The following is a 14336-nucleotide window of genomic DNA, read 5'->3' on the forward strand; positions in this document are numbered from 1 at the left end:
CGGCTGCTCGCGGCCGAGTGTGGAGCAACGACGTAAGTCCAAATAATAAGGAAAAAACAATGAGCTCAAAGTGTCTAGCCAGCTTCATCGTACTGTCCGCCGGCATTCTTGGTTGCCAGCAGGCAGTGGCCGGTGACGCCCTGTTGTGGCAGAACAACAGCCTTTCTTACCTGTACGGCGAAAACTTCAATAGAGGTCAATTCAACACCGAGCAGCAGGGCACGCAAACCACCTTTACCGCTGAACATGCCAGTGGTTGGGTATGGGGCGACGCATTCGGCTTTGCCGACTATGTGCTGGCGGATAACAAGCAGTCGCGCCGTGGTGACTTCGGCCAAGAAAAAGACAGCTTCTATTACATGGAGCTCTCGCCGCGTGTGAGCCTCAGCTGGTTGAGCGGTCAGAAGCTCGCCGTCGGCCCGTTGAAGGACGTGTATGCGGCCTTTACCTATGAAAAAGGCAATGGCGGCGCAGGTACAGAGAACTACCTGTATGGCATCGGTACGGCCTGGAACGTGCCCGGTTTTGCTTTCTTCAATGCCAACCTGTACCGGGTGAAAGTCAACAACAACGTCTACTTTGACCGTAACCATGGCAACAACAACGCTCACACCTATCAGCTGACCCTCTCCGGCGCTTACCCCTTCGCTATCGGCGAGCAGGATTTTGTGGTGGATGGTTTCGTTGACTGGCGTGCCGGAACGTCGACAGCGAATACCCGCACCTCGGTCGGCTCTTCCATTCAGGTCAAATGGGATGCGGGTAAAGCGCTGTTTGGCGAAGGCCGCAAGCTGTATGTCGGTAGCGAAGTCAACATGTGGAATAACCGCTACGGCGCTAAACCAATTGATGGCTCCGGCCATGGCTTCGACCAGAGCTCAATCCAGGCGCTGGTCAAGTACCACTTCTAAGCGCCCAAGGCAGGTTACCGGGTAGGCGGTAACCTGAACAAAAAGGGGGATGGCATAGTAGCCATCCCCCTTTTTTATTGGCGGTTCGGGCAACGCGGCATAGGCTCAAGTGGCCCGCGTGTGCAGGCCTGCCGCTGACGCAGCGCTACGTTAAAGGCAGTGTTGGCAAATGTCTGCCGTACAGCGACTCAATAGTCAGCTTGCGACCTGGCACAGGTTCACTATTAGGCCTGAAAAATACTCGGCTATAAGATCAATCAGGCATCTTGATTAGGCTGCAACACGCTGGCCTATAACAGCCCGCAGAGGTTGTGAGCGCTGCATTGGCGCATTAGATTAGCTAATTATGTTAGGCACCCATCATAAGCAGAAGGGATAAACATGGCGCTTACTGACCAGTCCACCCGTATCCGCGAAGGCGAAGAACTCGACGCCGCGGTCATCGACCAGTATCTCAAGGCGCATATCCCAGGCCTGACAGGCGAGCCGCGCATCAGCCAGTTCCCCGGTGGTGCGTCGAACCTGACGTACCTACTCGAGTACCCAGGCCAAGAACTGGTGCTGCGTCGCCCGCCGTTTGGTCACAAGGCCAAGTCCGCGCATGACATGGGTCGCGAGTACCGCATCCTCAATCAGCTCAACGCCGGCTTCCCCTACTGCCCGAAAGCCTACGCGCACTGCACGGACGAAGCGCTGATCGGCGGTGAGTTCTATGTGATGGAGCGGGTCAACGGCATCATCCTGCGCTCCGACATGCCGGCCGAGCTGAACTTCAGCGAAGAGCAGACCCGCAACCTGTGCAAAAGCTTTATCGACAAAATGGTAGAACTGCACAACGTCGACTATCAGGCCTGCGGCCTGGGCGACCTGGGCAAGCCGGAAGGGTATGTACAGCGGCAAATTAGCGGCTGGAGTGATCGCTATGAAAAAGCCCTGACCCCCGATGCGCCGCTGTGGGAGCCTGTCAAGGCCTGGCTTAAAGAGAAGATGCCCGCCGACCACCACAAGCCCGGCATCGTGCATAACGACTACCGCTTCGACAACGTGATTCTCAACCCGCAGAACCCAAGCGAGATCATCGGCGTACTGGACTGGGAGCTGACCACCATCGGCGACCCGTTAATGGACCTGGGCAACACCCTGGCCTACTGGATCGAAGCCGATGACCCTGCCCCTGTGCAGATGATGCGCCGTCAGCCAAGCAACGCCCCAGGGATGCTCACGCGCCAGCAGTTTGCCGACTACTACGCCGAGCGCTCAGGGATTGAAATCAACAGCATCGATTTCTACTACACCTACGGCCTGTTCCGTTTGGCCGGCATCGTGCAGCAGATTTACTACCGCTATTACCACGGCCAAACCCAGGACAAACGCTTCGCCCAGTTCATTCATATGAACAAGTTGCTGGAGCAGATGAGCCTGCAGGTCATCAATAAATCGCAGCTGTAACGGCCGAACAGGCCTCTCAATAAGAAAGGAAAAACACATGTCCAAGACCCAACTGTTCGACCTCGACGGCAAGATCGCATTCGTCTCCGGTGCCAGCCGCGGTATCGGCGAAGCCATCGCCAAGCTATTGGCGCAACAAGGCGCTCACGTGATTGTTTCCAGCCGCAAGATCGACGATTGCCAGAAAGTCGCTGACGCGATCATTGCTGATGGCGGCCAGGCGACTGCCGTGGCTTGCCACATTGGTGAAATGGAGCAGATCACCAACGTCTTCGCGCAAATCAAAGAACAGTTCGGCCGCCTCGACATCCTGGTCAACAACGCCGCCACCAACCCACAGTTCTGCAACGTATTGGACACCGACCTGGGGGCCTTTCAGAAGACCGTCGATGTCAACATCCGCGGCTACTACTTCATGTCCATCGAAGGCGGCAAGCTGATGAAGGCCAACGGTGGCGGCAGTATCATCAACGTCGCCTCGATCAATGGCGTCTCCCCTGGCGAATTCCAGGGTATCTACTCGGTCACCAAGGCGGCAGTAATCAGCATGACCAAGGTGTTCGCCAAGGAATGTGCGCAGTTCGGCATCCGCTGCAACGCCCTGCTGCCAGGCCTGACCGACACCAAGTTTGCCTCTGCGCTGGTGAAGAACGACGCGATTCTCAAGCTCGCCCTGCAGCGCATCCCGCTCAAGCGCGTAGCCGAGCCAAGCGAAATGGCCGGTACCGTGTTGTACCTGGCCAGTGATGCCTCCAGCTACACCACCGGTGTGGCGCTGAACGTCGACGGTGGTTTCCTCTCCTAACGAGTAAAAGGCGTTCGGTTAAGCCCTTTAGCTTGACCTTTGCCCGTAACAAATCAAAATCCGCAGCCTGCATGGGCCGCGGATTTTTTTATGCGTGTTGCACTACCAGCACATAGCCTTTGCAGATGCGGCAAAAGGTCAGCGTATTAGTGCCTCTGCGAGGTCGATGGTCGTCGCTCTAATGGTCAGGGTCGCGCCGCTCACTGCGCGCCCTCAGGTTTAACCCTAAATTGATGCTGTAGATATTAAGGTCCCCCATGCCGCGCTCAAGCCAATTTTCCCTGGTGATCCTGCCAATCCTGCTGCTGCTCGTTGCCATGACCTCGATTCAGGGCGGCGCCTCCCTGGCTAAAGGCTTGTTCCCTGAAATTGGCGCAAGCGGCACCACGGCCCTGCGCCTGGGGCTCGGTGCGTTGATCTTGTGCGTATTGATGCGCCCCTGGCAGGCCAAGCTGAGCCTGGCGTCCTGCCGCTCGTTACTGGCCTACGGTGTGTCACTGGGCAGCATGAACCTGCTGTTTTACCTTTCACTGAAAACCATCCCGCTGGGCATCGCCGTAGCCCTGGAGTTCACCGGGCCGCTGGGCCTGGCGCTGCTGTCGTCACGCCGCTTGCTGGATTTCTTCTGGATTGCGCTTGCCGTGTTTGGCTTGTGGTTGCTCCTGCCCAACGGCCAGAGCGAGGTACCGCTGGACCCGGTCGGTATGGCCTTGGCCTTGGCAGCGGGACTGTGCTGGGCGTTGTACATCGTCTTCGGGCAAAAGGCGGGGGCCGAGCACGGTAAGCAAACCGTGGCCCTGGGCACCATAGTCGCGGCCCTGTTGGTATTCCCGATTGGCCTGTGGCAAGCCGGCGGCAGCATGTTTTCACTCGACCTGCTGCCCATTGCCCTGGCTGTTGCGGTGCTGTCCTCGGCCCTGCCCTATAGCCTTGAGATGATTGCCCTGACCCGTCTGCCCGCGCGCACCTTCAGCATTTTGATGAGCATGGAGCCGGCCATCGCCGCGCTCTCCGGGCTGCTGTTTCTCAGCGAGCAGCTGACGCTCAACCAATGGCTGGCCATCAGCGCCATCATCCTCGCCTCAGCGGGCGCGGCAGCCACGATCAGACCTCAGGTTAAGGCCCTTTAAACGAGCCTTTTACAGTAACCATTCGATCGGCAACCAGCTCAGCAGCCTGACTCCGGTGCGCTGCCAAAAGCTCGTGCCAGGTTCCTGATCGAGTCGCCGCAGCTGCTCACCCTGGCGCTCCAGCCAATACAACTGGCCGTCATCCGTCAGCTGAACCTGATAGGCACTCTGCAGCATGCCCTGATCGAAGACGGCTTGAATCTGACGCGCGAAGGCCGGGCTTTGGATAACGAAGCCAAGCTCGGTATTGAGGTTGAGCGAGCGCGGGTCAAAGTTGAACGAGCCAACGAACACCTGCTCGCCGTCCACGGCAAAGGTCTTGGCATGCAGACTGGAGCCCGAACTGCCGAACGGCCCGGCCTTGCCCCGCAGCTTGGCTGCTGGCGCATTACGGCGCATTTCAAACAACTCGACGCTGGCTTCGAGCAAGGCCTTGCGGCGTTTGGCGTAACCTGAATGCACGGCGACGACATCAGTAGCCTCCAGCGCATTGGTCAAGATCCGTACTCGCACGCCCCGTGCGGTCAGCTGCGCAAAGGCTTCAACCCCCGCAGCGGTGGGCACGAAATACGGCGAGACCAGCTCAATATGGCGCTGTGGCTGACCCAAAATTACCGCCAGTTGTTGACTCAGTAACCCATGGCCGGCGGCCTGCCCGAGGCCCTTGGCGGGGTCATCGCTGACGATGCTGGCAGCCGCCCATTGCAGCGGCAGCTGGCCATCGAGCAATTGCTGAATAAACGGCAATTGCTGTAACGCCTGTACATACTGCGCGGCGGCCGGTTCCTGCTCGACCAGACTGGAACGCGCTTGCAACTGTTGCAGTTGCTCAGGCAGTACGGCAGGCAGCAGCCCAGCCACCGGATACGCACTGGCACTGGCCCAATAACGGTCAAAATCATTCGAGGTGGCCTGCACCACCGGGCCAATGGCCAACACATCCAGATCAGCGAACAACACGCCATCGCTGGCGCCGAAATACTCGTCGCCAATATTGCGCCCGCCGACGATGGTGGCGCTGTTATCGGCGGTTAGTGATTTGTTGTGCATACGCCGATTGGCTCGGGAGAAGTGCGTGACAAAGCCCAAGGACTTGGGGCTGCGCAGCGAAAACGGGTTGAACAGGCGCACCTCGATCAGTGGATGACTGTCCAGCGCTGCCAGCCATGAGTCGAGGCCCGATGTGCCGTTGTCATCGAGCAACAGGCGTACGCGAACCCCACGCTGTGCGGCGGCGTGCAGCTCTTCCAGCAGTAAAATGCCGGTGATGTCATCTCGCCAGATGTAGTACTGCACATCCAGAGTCTTCTCGGCGGCGTGACTGAGCAGCGCGCGGGCGGCGAATGCATCCTGCGGGTCGGCCAACGCATGAAAACCGCTCAAGTCGCCACGCCGCTCCAGCACAGGCGCAATGCCGCGTCCCAGAGTGGTCTGCGCCGCCTGCTCGGGCGGCAGGGCAAACGATGCTGGACGCCCTTCCAGCGTTGGCAAACTGCAACCGCTCAACCACAGCGACACGCTCAATATGGCTGCAGCTGTACCGCGTGTACTCCACTTCGCCATTAACACCACCCTCACTATGAACTCAGCGCTAAAGCCTAACCAAACAGGCCTCAGGATAAAAACGCATATGGCCATGCCAACACCCCAAACGGGTCGCGTCACTGCTCCAGCGCGCTGATCAAGCCGCAACTGACCAGGCAGTGCGGCTGTGCGCTTAAACCGTCGCCTCGGCCTCATTGCTGAACTGCAGTTCGGCCAGGCGTGCATACAGCGGGCTGCTGAGTACCAACTCGCTGTGGCTACCAATGGCGGCCAGTTTGCCGTGTTCGATCACGGCAATCCGATCCGCGCTTTTCACCGTGGCCAAGCGGTGGGCAATGACCAGGGTGGTGCGGCCTTGCATCAGGCGTGGCAGTGCTTGCTGGATAAGGTGCTCGCTCTCTGCATCCAGCGCACTGGTGGCTTCATCGAGCAGCAGAATCGGCGCATCCACCAGCAACGCCCGGGCAATCGCCAGGCGTTGCCGCTGGCCGCCAGACAGGCCGAGGCCTGCATCGCCCAGATGGGTTTGGTAACCGTTGGGCAGCTTCATGATAAACCCATGGGCATGCGCCACTTTGGCAGCTGCCTCTACTTCGGCCAGGCTGGCATCCATACGGCCGTAGCGGATGTTGTCTTCTACCGTGCCAAAAAACAGCGCCGGATTCTGCGACACCAGGGCAAAGCTGCGCCGTAGGTCGGCGGGGTCAAGCCGCTGAATCGGTTGTCCATCAACTAGAATGCGCCCCTCTTGTGGGTCGAAAAAGCGCAGCAGCAGGTCAAACAGCGTCGACTTACCCGCCCCCGAGGGGCCAACCACCGCCAAGGTTTCACCTGGCGTAACCTGCAGATCGATACCGTCGATGGCAAAGCTGTTGGGGCGTGATGGGTAGGCAAAGCGCAGCCCTTGCAGCTCGATACGCCCTTGCACTGGCTGCGCCAGTTGCACCCTATCCGCGGCCGGTGCGGTGATTGCATTGCGCGCCTGCAGCAGTTCGGCGATGCGTTCAGCCGCGCCGGCGGCGCGCTGTAACTCGCCGATCACTTCACTGAGGGTGCCGAAGGCTGAGCCGACGATCAGGCTGTAGAAGACGAAGGCCGCCAGCTCACCGCCAGAGATCCGCCCGGCGATGACATCCATGCCGCCGACCCAGAGCATCACGCCGACAGCGCCCAGCACCAACACGATAACCACGGTAATCAGCCAGGCACGCTGGGCAATGCGCTTACGCGCGGTGTCGAAAGCCGCCTCGGCAGACAGGCCAAAGCGGTGTTTGTCCTCGGCCTGATGGTTGTAAGCCTGCACGGTTTTGATCTGCCCGAGCACTTCACCGACATAGCTGCCGACATCGGCAACGCGGTCCTGGCTCTGTCGCGACAGCGCACGCACACGGCGGCCAAAAATTAGAATCGGCGCGACCACCAGCGGCAGTGCCATCAATACGATGCCGCTGAGCTTGGCATTGGTCACCACCAACAACACGCTGCCGCCGATCAGCATGATCAAGTTGCGCAGCGCCATCGACAGCGACGAGCCAATCACCGATTGCAACAACGTGGTGTCGGCGGTCAGCCGCGACTGAATCTCCGAGCTACGGTTGCTTTCATAGAAGCCCGGATGCAGTTCGATCAAGTGGTTAAACACGCGCTTGCGGATATCCGCGACAAAACGCTCGCCAATCCACGACACCAGATAGAAACGGGTAAAGGTGCCGATGGCCAGGGCCAATACCAGCACGAAGAACAGCCCGATCGACTGCTGCAACGCGGCCGGTGATTGGGTCGACAGGCCCTGATCGACCAGCAACTTGATGCCCTGGCCCATGGACAGCGTGATGGCGGCGGTGAACATCAGTGCCAGCAAGGCCCCGAGCACACGCCCGCGATACGGCGCAATAAAACGCCAGGCCATACGCAAGGCGCTGCGCTGACGGGAAGACAGAATCGAGGGCATGAATACTCACCATGGGCGCTGAGGCCAATTAGAGAAGCAGGCGTTTGGCACGTAAAGCAGCCCACCGAGGCATGGCCGCACCACGGCTTGCAGGCCTTTAGCAATAGATGGGGGCTGATGAGGGCGAGATCAACCAGCAGGCACCATCAGTCGTCATGCAGAAAGCGCCGTGCATGGTCAGCGTTGGGCAGCAGGCAGTGCTCATAGCGACCGAACAAGCGATAGCGGTTGCGCGCAATGCCGTTATAACAGGAGTCACGTAACGGCCGTGGAATCAGCCGTAACCAGGCCAGCAAGCGCCAGTAACCCGGAAGTTGAGCGATGATGCGCAGCAACGCCCCCGAGCGCTCGTAGCGCACGCCAGCTTCGACATAGAGCATGCTGTCAAAGCGCTCGGTGGGCAGCGCAAACCAGCGTAATAAGGCCTGGCCTTCGGCGGACTGCATACTCGCTAGCCGAATTGTTTGCTGCGGGTCATGGCGAATCAAAAAACGCGCCCAGCCACTGCACAGCTTGCAAACGCCATCGAACAGCAGCACGCGCTCACCGTTCTGGATGGATGGCGGAGGTACTTGAGCGGTCATGTTCAACTCCTCTCAGCACAGCTGCGGTCACTTACCCACCGGATACAGCAGCTCTTCCTTATAACCGGCCCATACGCGCACCACATCAGGGAATGCATCGTCGAGTTGCACGTCGCCGCTGTCCACCAGCAGCGGGCGGCCTTCCAGTGTGCCGAGTTTGCGTTTGGTGGCAATCACCCGCAGATGCTCAAGGCCGATGGCGCGCAGTACCCGTGGGCTGATCTGCTGATTGCCACGGCCGATGATGTGCCCCTGACCGCCAATGGCCGTCACCAGCAGGCGTGCTGGATGACCATCGACCAGTTCAAACAGCTGCGCCTCGCTGACATCAGTGGCCAGCAGCTGGCCATTCTCCACCACATCGACGCCGAGCAGCGTGGCCTGCAATCCCAGGTTCTGTGCCAGGCCATGCAGGGTCGAACCGGGGCCGAAGACGTAGCGCACATCCGTTTCCCAGCTGTCCTGCAGCCAATCAGCCAGGTCGCCCAGTACCAGTTCTTCGGACTCCACGCCGCCCTGCTTGACCTGCTGCACATAGCCGCCTTCCTGCGGCACCGTCAGCTCGCCATACCAGCGCGCGGTCACCCGGCCTTCACGCAGGGCGCTTTCATCAATGTCACGCACCTCGCCACTGCTCAGGCGCACCAGGCCGCCTGCAACCAGGCGTGCGGTCAGTTCGCCAGCGGCGCGTGGGCTGATGGCATACACCCCCGACTGGATTTTCACTCCAGCCGGAATGCCCAGCACCGGCTGACCTTCGCGAGCGGCCGCACAGATATCCCGCGCCGTACCATCGCCACCGGCGAAGAGGATCAAGGCCACCTGAGCCTCTTGCAGCAGTTCAACCGCCTTGCGGGTATCGCTGGCACTGCTGGGCCCCACAGGCAGATCACCGACCACACGGTGGGCAAAGCCCATATCAGTCAGTAAGTCAGCGCCCATGGCTCCGGGGAAGGTGATGAACTGCAAGCGTTCGCGCAGCGGCAGCAACACTTCCAGCGCCGTTTGCGTGCGCTGCGCCGCCTTGGCCTCAACACCCAAGGCCAAGGCTTGCGCCGCCATGCCGTCGCTACCCTTGAACCCCGCCGGACCGCCCAGCCCTGCCAAGGGATTGATAATCAAGCCAATATGGAAAAGCCCCATAACACCCTCTTGTTCATTTCCTGCCGGCATTCTGGCACAGTGCCTGCAGGTGACTACTTGGCCCTGTGTCTTGCGCCGGCTCTACGCCGTCGCAATTGTCATAGCGCCGTCATCCAACACTCATAAAATCGCGCTAATCGATGAGGAGACAACCATGCACAGCTCGCAGCAGAACCCGCCAAAAACCACGCCAATGCCAGTCGGTGGCTCTGTCATCGACGAACAAGGCCGGGAAGTTCCGATCACCGAAGACATGATCCAACAGGCCTGCAATGCGCTGGAAAAAGCCCAACAGCAAGCGGCCAAGCGTAAGTAACTCTCCGCAGTAACGCCCCGCCAGGGCAGCATGCGCTGCCCTTCATTACACCTGCTGCAAACTCGCGCCCAACGCCTGCACCAGGCTGCCTAATGCCGGCGCATCACCCTGCATACAGACCTTGAGCCCGTCGATTTCCCGTCGCATCGGGTAATGCTTGCGCAGCTCGTCAAAGGCAGCCCGCCGACTCGGCGCATCACCCTGCAAGCTACGGCGGAAATCTGCATCATCGCGGCGCGGGTCATACACCGCACGGCAGATGCTGGCCAAGGCCCATGCCGGATCGGCACAGCCATCTAGGGTCAACGTACTCAGCCAGGCGGCCGGCATCAGCTGCGCCAGTTCAACGCTGGGGGCAACCTTGAGGTGCCGGCACAGCGCTTGATAGATCTGCGCAGTACCGCGCAGCTTGCCATCCAGGCTGTAGCCGCCGATGTGCGGCGTAGCGATGCGGCACAGGCCAGCCAGCGCAACATCGACCTGGGGTTCACCTTCCCAAACGTCCAACACCACCTGCAGATCGCCGCGTTGTAGCAGCAACTCGCGCAACGCTCGGTTATCCACCACCGCACCACGGCTGGCATTGATCAACCAACTGCCCGCTTTTAGTGCAGACAGACGGTGCTGATCAAACAGATGACGAGTCGGGTGCTCACCGCCGCGCTCAAGCGGGGTGTGCAGGCTGATCACATCACACTCATCCAGCACCTGCTGCAGGCTGACGAAATCACCGCCCTCGGCAGCCTGCCGTGGCGGGTCGCACACCAGTACACGCCAGCCCAGAGCGCGCAGCACCTTGACCAGCCGGCTACCGACCTGCCCGGCACCGATGACGCCATAAGTGCGCGATGCCAGATCCGCGCCCTGCTGCTCGGCCAACACCAGCAAACTGCCCAGCACATAGTCGACCACGCCACGGGCGTTGCAACCCGGCGCACTGGCCCAGGTGATGCCCGCCTGCTGGAAATAGTCGAGGTCAAGGTGGTCAGTGCCAATGGTGCAGGTGCCGACAAATTTCACCGCCGAGCCTTGCAGCAAGGCTTGATCAACCCGCGTCACCGAGCGCACCAATAGCAGCTCGGCCTCGGCAACGGCGGCCGCATCAATGCCGCGACCGGGTAGCCGTTGGATCTCACCGAAGCCGGCAAAGAACTCATCCAGCAGTGGAATATTTTCGTCCGCGACAATTCGCATGGCAGGGCTCCCTCTATCAGGCCGGCATTCTACCCCGACGTGGCGGTTTGGCTAGGCTGGGGCCGGCGCTAGCAAGAGTGAAATCACACTTTCCTGACTGAGCCGTCAAGGCGTAAACTGCCCGGTTTTCTGCCACCCTCTCCGGATACCGTCATGCTTGCCCAATCCCGCCTGCAACGCACCCGCACTGAACTGTGCAGCCTGCTGAAGCTGGCAACGCCGATCATCATTGCCCAGCTGGCCAATACCGCCATGGGCTTCGTCGATACCGTGATGGCGGGCCGCGTCAGCCCGCAGGATCTGGCCGCCGTGGCGCTGGGCAACTCGATCTGGATACCGGTGTTTCTCTTGATGACCGGCATCCTGCTGGCCACCACCCCCAAGGTCGCGCAACGCTTCGGTTCCGGCGCGCATTCCGAGATCGGCCCTCTGGTGCGTCAGGCACTCTGGCTGGCTCTCGCCGTGAGTATCGTTGCCGCGGTGATGCTGTGGAACGCTGAAATCATCCTCACCCTAATGAATGTCGACCCGGTGCTGATCGAACCGGCCATGGGTTATCTGCGCGCCGTGGCCTGCGGTTTCCCGGCCGTGGCGCTGTATTACGTGCTGCGCTGCTTCAGTGACGGCCTGGGGCATACCCGACCGAGTATGGTCATTGGCCTGTGCGGCCTGGCGCTGAATATTCCGCTCAATTATATCTTTATCTACGGCAAGCTCGGACTGCCGGCCATGGGCGGCGTCGGCTGCGGCTGGGCCACGGGCCTGGTCATGGTGTTTATGTTTGTGAGCATGCTCTGGTGGGTAAAGTGGGCGCCGTTCTATCAGTCGAGCAAAATCTTTAGCCATTTTGAAAACCCGCATTGGCCGTTGCTCAAGCGCTTGTTGTCAGTAGGCCTGCCCATTGGCATTGCGGTGTTTGCCGAGTCGAGCATCTTCGCGGTGATTGCCTTGCTGATCGGTGGCCTGGGCGCCACCGTGGTGGCCGGTCACCAGATCGCCCTGAACTTCAGCTCCATGGTGTTTATGATCCCCTATTCCCTGGGCATGGCCGCCACCGTGCGGGTGGGCCAAGCGCTGGGCCGGGGCGAGCCACGGGAGGCGCGCTTTGCCGCTGGGGTGAGCATGGTGGCCGCGCTGGGTTATGCCTGCCTGTCGGCCAGCCTGATGTTGCTGCTGCGCGAAGATATTGCGCAGATCTATACGCCAGACAAAACCGTGATCGTAGTGGCCACCACCTTGTTGGTGTACTCGGCGCTGTTCCAGTTTTCCGACGCTATTCAGGTGACCGCTGCCGGCGCGCTGCGCGGCTATCAGGACACCCGAGTGACCATGATTCTGACTCTTTTCGCCTACTGGGGTATTGGCTTGCCGGTCGGCTACGTGCTGGGCCTGACCGACTGGTTTGGCCAGCCCAGTGGTCCCAGCGGGCTCTGGCAAGGCCTGATAGTCGGCTTGACCTGCGCCGGCGGCATGCTCGCATTACGCTTGGCCGGCAGCGCGCGCAAACGCATTCGAATCGCTAAAATGGCCTGATGAACGCCCGCCTGCTACTTCTGATTACTGCACTTGTTCTGTGCGCCTGCACGCCAGACGATGATGGCTTAGCGCTGCAGGCCGATTACCTGAAGCGCCTGAGCAACGCCCTGGATGTCGAGCCGGCGGTCAATTTCGACGTTGCCGAGCTGGTTCGCTACCGTCTGTCGGCACGCCGCGAACGGCTTATCGAGATTCCCGAGTTACGCATCAGCCTGCTTGCACTGCTGGTTGACGCGCGTCACTGCCCTGCCCTGCAACAACAAATCAGCCAGCGCAACAACAGCCTGGGTAAACAACTGACGGCCAGCAGCCGACTGGCTTATGAAGGCGACCTGCTGCGCGCCCTCGACAGCTGTAGCGAATACTTGCGCAAGCAGGAGCAAGAGGAACTGCGCGGCACCCTGGAGCAACTCGCCCAGGACAAACGCGAGCAGCTGCCGGCAGTATTCTGGAATGCCTTGAATGCCAGCCCAGAGGTTGAGCGCTACCTGCGCTTTGCCAATCAGGCGTTGCCAGTCGGAGCGCCTGAAGATAGCGCGGCGCAGGATGCCCTGGCCCAGCTCGCGGGCATCGGCAGTGCTCTGCCCGCTGTTTTACCGCCAAGTGCCGCGCAGTTGGACCCGTTGTTTTTCGCCCTGCACGCCAGTGATCAAGGCGGTCAACTAATCAGCAGTTTGGCCAGCCTGACCCACAGCCTCAACCAGGCCAGCCAGATGCTGGAAAGCCGTCAGCAGCAAAGGCCCGTCTGCCCCACGGGAAGGGCCACAGAGCGCGGGCGGATTCTGCAAAACATCTTCGTCAAGTATTACGCTGGCAGCCTGCAGCCTTATCTGGCGCAGGCAGACCAGCGCGGCCAAGCCTGGAGTGACAGCCTGCGCCGCCTTGCTCGCGTGGCGCAGGTGCCGAACGCTACCCGCCAGTACCTCGAGCGCCTGAGTGCAGATGAGCACTCGTTATGGGCAGGTTTCCAACAAGCGACTGTGCGTCATGTGCGCAGCTGGCAAGACCTGCTCAACAGCTGCGGCCTTGCCCCTGGTCAGTCGGGATGGAACGGCAACGCCGCCAACGCCGACCAGTAAGCCTCGGAGAGCAACTCACGGCCGGCCAGCAGATGCGCCAGATAGTCCTTGCTGGGCAGCAAACCCTCTTCGCGAAAGGCCGGGTTGGCGATATACACCCAAGCCGGCTGCACGCCCTGTAGCGTGACAACGGGCAAGCACTCGCGGCTGTAGTAGATCGGCGTGCCTTCGAAGTGATCCAGCTTGGCGATTTCACCAGCGTCCTGCAGGCGATAGAGCACGCCTTCCACCTGCCCTTGGCGCGCGTGACGGATATTGGCGTAGGCCCGGCCGGGCGCGCGGTCCATCGCCCGTTTGTTGAAACACAAGCCATAGCCCGGCAGGCGGCCAGGCATCGCTTCAAGCACCGTCAGGCCGCGCGCCTGCATCCGTGCCGGATTCATGTTTGAACCGTAGGCAAAATACCAATCCATCAGTCGAGCTTCTTGCGGATCAGATACAGATAAGTCGTGCCGTCCTCAGCCTGCTCGACCAGCTCATGGCCCAAAAATACGCAGAACTTGGGAATGTCGCGGCGCGTCGAGGGATCGGTGGCAATCACCTTGAGCAGGCCACCGGCCTGCAGGTTGCGCACTTTGTTGTGCAGCATCATCACCGGCTCCGGGCAGTTCAGCCCAGTCGCGTCGAGGGTGTCATCGGGAATCACAGGGGTTTGCAAAGACATCAGTGGGCTCCAGTAGCAGGCCGCTATTT

General features: G+C 60.4%; 14 protein-coding genes. 7 read left to right on the top strand and 7 right to left on the bottom strand.

Going from position 1 to position 14336, the window contains the following annotated elements; all coding sequences use genetic code 11:
- Positions 1-59 precede the first annotated feature (59 nt).
- The 4 genes from Q0V31_RS16125 (at position 60) to rhtA (ending at position 4295) form a co-directional block, all read left to right on the top strand.
- Positions 60-911 carry an outer membrane protein OmpK gene (locus Q0V31_RS16125; RefSeq protein ID WP_298189265.1) on the top strand — a complete coding sequence of 284 codons (852 nt, stop codon included), beginning with the start codon at positions 60-62 and terminating at the stop codon, positions 909-911.
- Between the two features lie 381 nt (positions 912-1292).
- Positions 1293-2360, top strand: a complete 1068-nt coding sequence (locus tag Q0V31_RS16130; RefSeq protein WP_298189270.1) for a phosphotransferase family protein — start codon at positions 1293-1295, stop codon at positions 2358-2360.
- A gap of 37 nt (positions 2361-2397) precedes the next feature.
- Positions 2398-3165 (top strand): SDR family oxidoreductase, encoded by a 768-nt coding sequence (locus Q0V31_RS16135; RefSeq protein ID WP_298189273.1) that lies wholly within the window; start codon positions 2398-2400, stop codon positions 3163-3165.
- Between the two features lie 257 nt (positions 3166-3422).
- Positions 3423-4295 carry a threonine/homoserine exporter RhtA gene (gene rhtA, locus Q0V31_RS16140; protein WP_298189276.1) on the top strand — a complete coding sequence of 291 codons (873 nt, stop codon included), beginning with the start codon at positions 3423-3425 and terminating at the stop codon, positions 4293-4295.
- Positions 4296-4304: 9 nt separating this feature from the next.
- Here rhtA and Q0V31_RS16145 read toward each other — a convergent pair whose 3' ends face one another.
- The 4 genes from Q0V31_RS16145 to Q0V31_RS16160 form a co-directional block, all read right to left on the bottom strand.
- On the bottom strand, positions 4305-5858 hold the full coding sequence (locus tag Q0V31_RS16145) for a phospholipase D family protein (RefSeq protein ID WP_298189279.1): 1554 nt from the start codon (positions 5856-5858) through the stop codon (positions 4305-4307).
- Between the two features lie 154 nt (positions 5859-6012).
- Positions 6013-7791 (bottom strand): ABC transporter transmembrane domain-containing protein, encoded by a 1779-nt coding sequence (locus Q0V31_RS16150; RefSeq protein ID WP_298189282.1) that lies wholly within the window; start codon positions 7789-7791, stop codon positions 6013-6015.
- Between the two features lie 146 nt (positions 7792-7937).
- Positions 7938-8375 carry a thiol-disulfide oxidoreductase DCC family protein gene (locus Q0V31_RS16155; RefSeq protein ID WP_298189284.1) on the bottom strand — a complete coding sequence of 146 codons (438 nt, stop codon included), beginning with the start codon at positions 8373-8375 and terminating at the stop codon, positions 7938-7940.
- 27 nt (positions 8376-8402) lie between these two features.
- Positions 8403-9518, bottom strand: coding sequence for an ATP-NAD kinase family protein (locus Q0V31_RS16160; RefSeq protein WP_298189287.1), 1116 nt, complete (start codon positions 9516-9518; stop codon positions 8403-8405).
- A gap of 154 nt (positions 9519-9672) precedes the next feature.
- Here Q0V31_RS16160 and Q0V31_RS16165 point away from each other — a divergent pair, with 154 nt between their 5' ends.
- Positions 9673-9834 carry a PA1571 family protein gene (locus Q0V31_RS16165; RefSeq protein ID WP_298189290.1) on the top strand — a complete coding sequence of 54 codons (162 nt, stop codon included), beginning with the start codon at positions 9673-9675 and terminating at the stop codon, positions 9832-9834.
- Between the two features lie 45 nt (positions 9835-9879).
- Here Q0V31_RS16165 and pdxB read toward each other — a convergent pair whose 3' ends face one another.
- Positions 9880-11028 (bottom strand): 4-phosphoerythronate dehydrogenase PdxB, encoded by a 1149-nt coding sequence (pdxB, locus tag Q0V31_RS16170; RefSeq protein ID WP_298189293.1) that lies wholly within the window; start codon positions 11026-11028, stop codon positions 9880-9882.
- Between the two features lie 153 nt (positions 11029-11181).
- Here pdxB and Q0V31_RS16175 point away from each other — a divergent pair, with 153 nt between their 5' ends.
- Both Q0V31_RS16175 and Q0V31_RS16180 read left to right on the top strand, forming a co-directional pair.
- Complete coding sequence (locus tag Q0V31_RS16175) at positions 11182-12561, top strand: MATE family efflux transporter (RefSeq protein ID WP_298189296.1); 1380 nt, start codon at positions 11182-11184, stop codon at positions 12559-12561.
- Complete coding sequence (locus tag Q0V31_RS16180) at positions 12561-13643, top strand: DUF3080 family protein (protein ID WP_298189299.1); 1083 nt, start codon at positions 12561-12563, stop codon at positions 13641-13643. The genes Q0V31_RS16175 and Q0V31_RS16180 overlap by 1 nt, the downstream gene beginning before the upstream one ends.
- Here the strand turns inward: Q0V31_RS16180 and Q0V31_RS16185 are convergent.
- On the bottom strand, positions 13601-14056 hold the full coding sequence (locus tag Q0V31_RS16185) for a gamma-glutamylcyclotransferase family protein (RefSeq protein WP_298189305.1): 456 nt from the start codon (positions 14054-14056) through the stop codon (positions 13601-13603). The genes Q0V31_RS16180 and Q0V31_RS16185 overlap by 43 nt on opposite strands.
- Complete coding sequence (gene tusA / locus Q0V31_RS16190) at positions 14056-14307, bottom strand: sulfurtransferase TusA (RefSeq protein WP_298189307.1); 252 nt, start codon at positions 14305-14307, stop codon at positions 14056-14058. Before tusA ends, Q0V31_RS16185 begins: the two co-directional genes overlap by 1 nt.
- Positions 14308-14336 lie beyond the last annotated feature (29 nt).

Source organism: uncultured Pseudomonas sp., from assembly GCF_943846705.1.
Classification (GTDB): Bacteria; Pseudomonadota; Gammaproteobacteria; order Pseudomonadales; family Pseudomonadaceae; genus Aquipseudomonas.

Coding starts and splice junctions, on each gene's coding strand:
- Q0V31_RS16125 (WP_298189265.1), top strand. CDS start 60: ATGAGCTCAAAGTGTCTAGCCAGCTTCATCGTACTGTCCGCCGGCATT.
- Q0V31_RS16130 (WP_298189270.1), top strand. CDS start 1,293: ATGGCGCTTACTGACCAGTCCACCCGTATCCGCGAAGGCGAAGAACTC.
- Q0V31_RS16135 (WP_298189273.1), top strand. CDS start 2,398: ATGTCCAAGACCCAACTGTTCGACCTCGACGGCAAGATCGCATTCGTC.
- rhtA (WP_298189276.1), top strand. CDS start 3,423: ATGCCGCGCTCAAGCCAATTTTCCCTGGTGATCCTGCCAATCCTGCTG.
- Q0V31_RS16145 (WP_298189279.1), bottom strand. CDS start 5,858: ATGGCGAAGTGGAGTACACGCGGTACAGCTGCAGCCATATTGAGCGTG.
- Q0V31_RS16150 (WP_298189282.1), bottom strand. CDS start 7,791: ATGCCCTCGATTCTGTCTTCCCGTCAGCGCAGCGCCTTGCGTATGGCC.
- Q0V31_RS16155 (WP_298189284.1), bottom strand. CDS start 8,375: ATGACCGCTCAAGTACCTCCGCCATCCATCCAGAACGGTGAGCGCGTG.
- Q0V31_RS16160 (WP_298189287.1), bottom strand. CDS start 9,518: ATGGGGCTTTTCCATATTGGCTTGATTATCAATCCCTTGGCAGGGCTG.
- Q0V31_RS16165 (WP_298189290.1), top strand. CDS start 9,673: ATGCACAGCTCGCAGCAGAACCCGCCAAAAACCACGCCAATGCCAGTC.
- pdxB (WP_298189293.1), bottom strand. CDS start 11,028: ATGCGAATTGTCGCGGACGAAAATATTCCACTGCTGGATGAGTTCTTT.
- Q0V31_RS16175 (WP_298189296.1), top strand. CDS start 11,182: ATGCTTGCCCAATCCCGCCTGCAACGCACCCGCACTGAACTGTGCAGC.
- Q0V31_RS16180 (WP_298189299.1), top strand. CDS start 12,561: ATGAACGCCCGCCTGCTACTTCTGATTACTGCACTTGTTCTGTGCGCC.
- Q0V31_RS16185 (WP_298189305.1), bottom strand. CDS start 14,056: ATGGATTGGTATTTTGCCTACGGTTCAAACATGAATCCGGCACGGATG.
- tusA (WP_298189307.1), bottom strand. CDS start 14,307: ATGTCTTTGCAAACCCCTGTGATTCCCGATGACACCCTCGACGCGACT.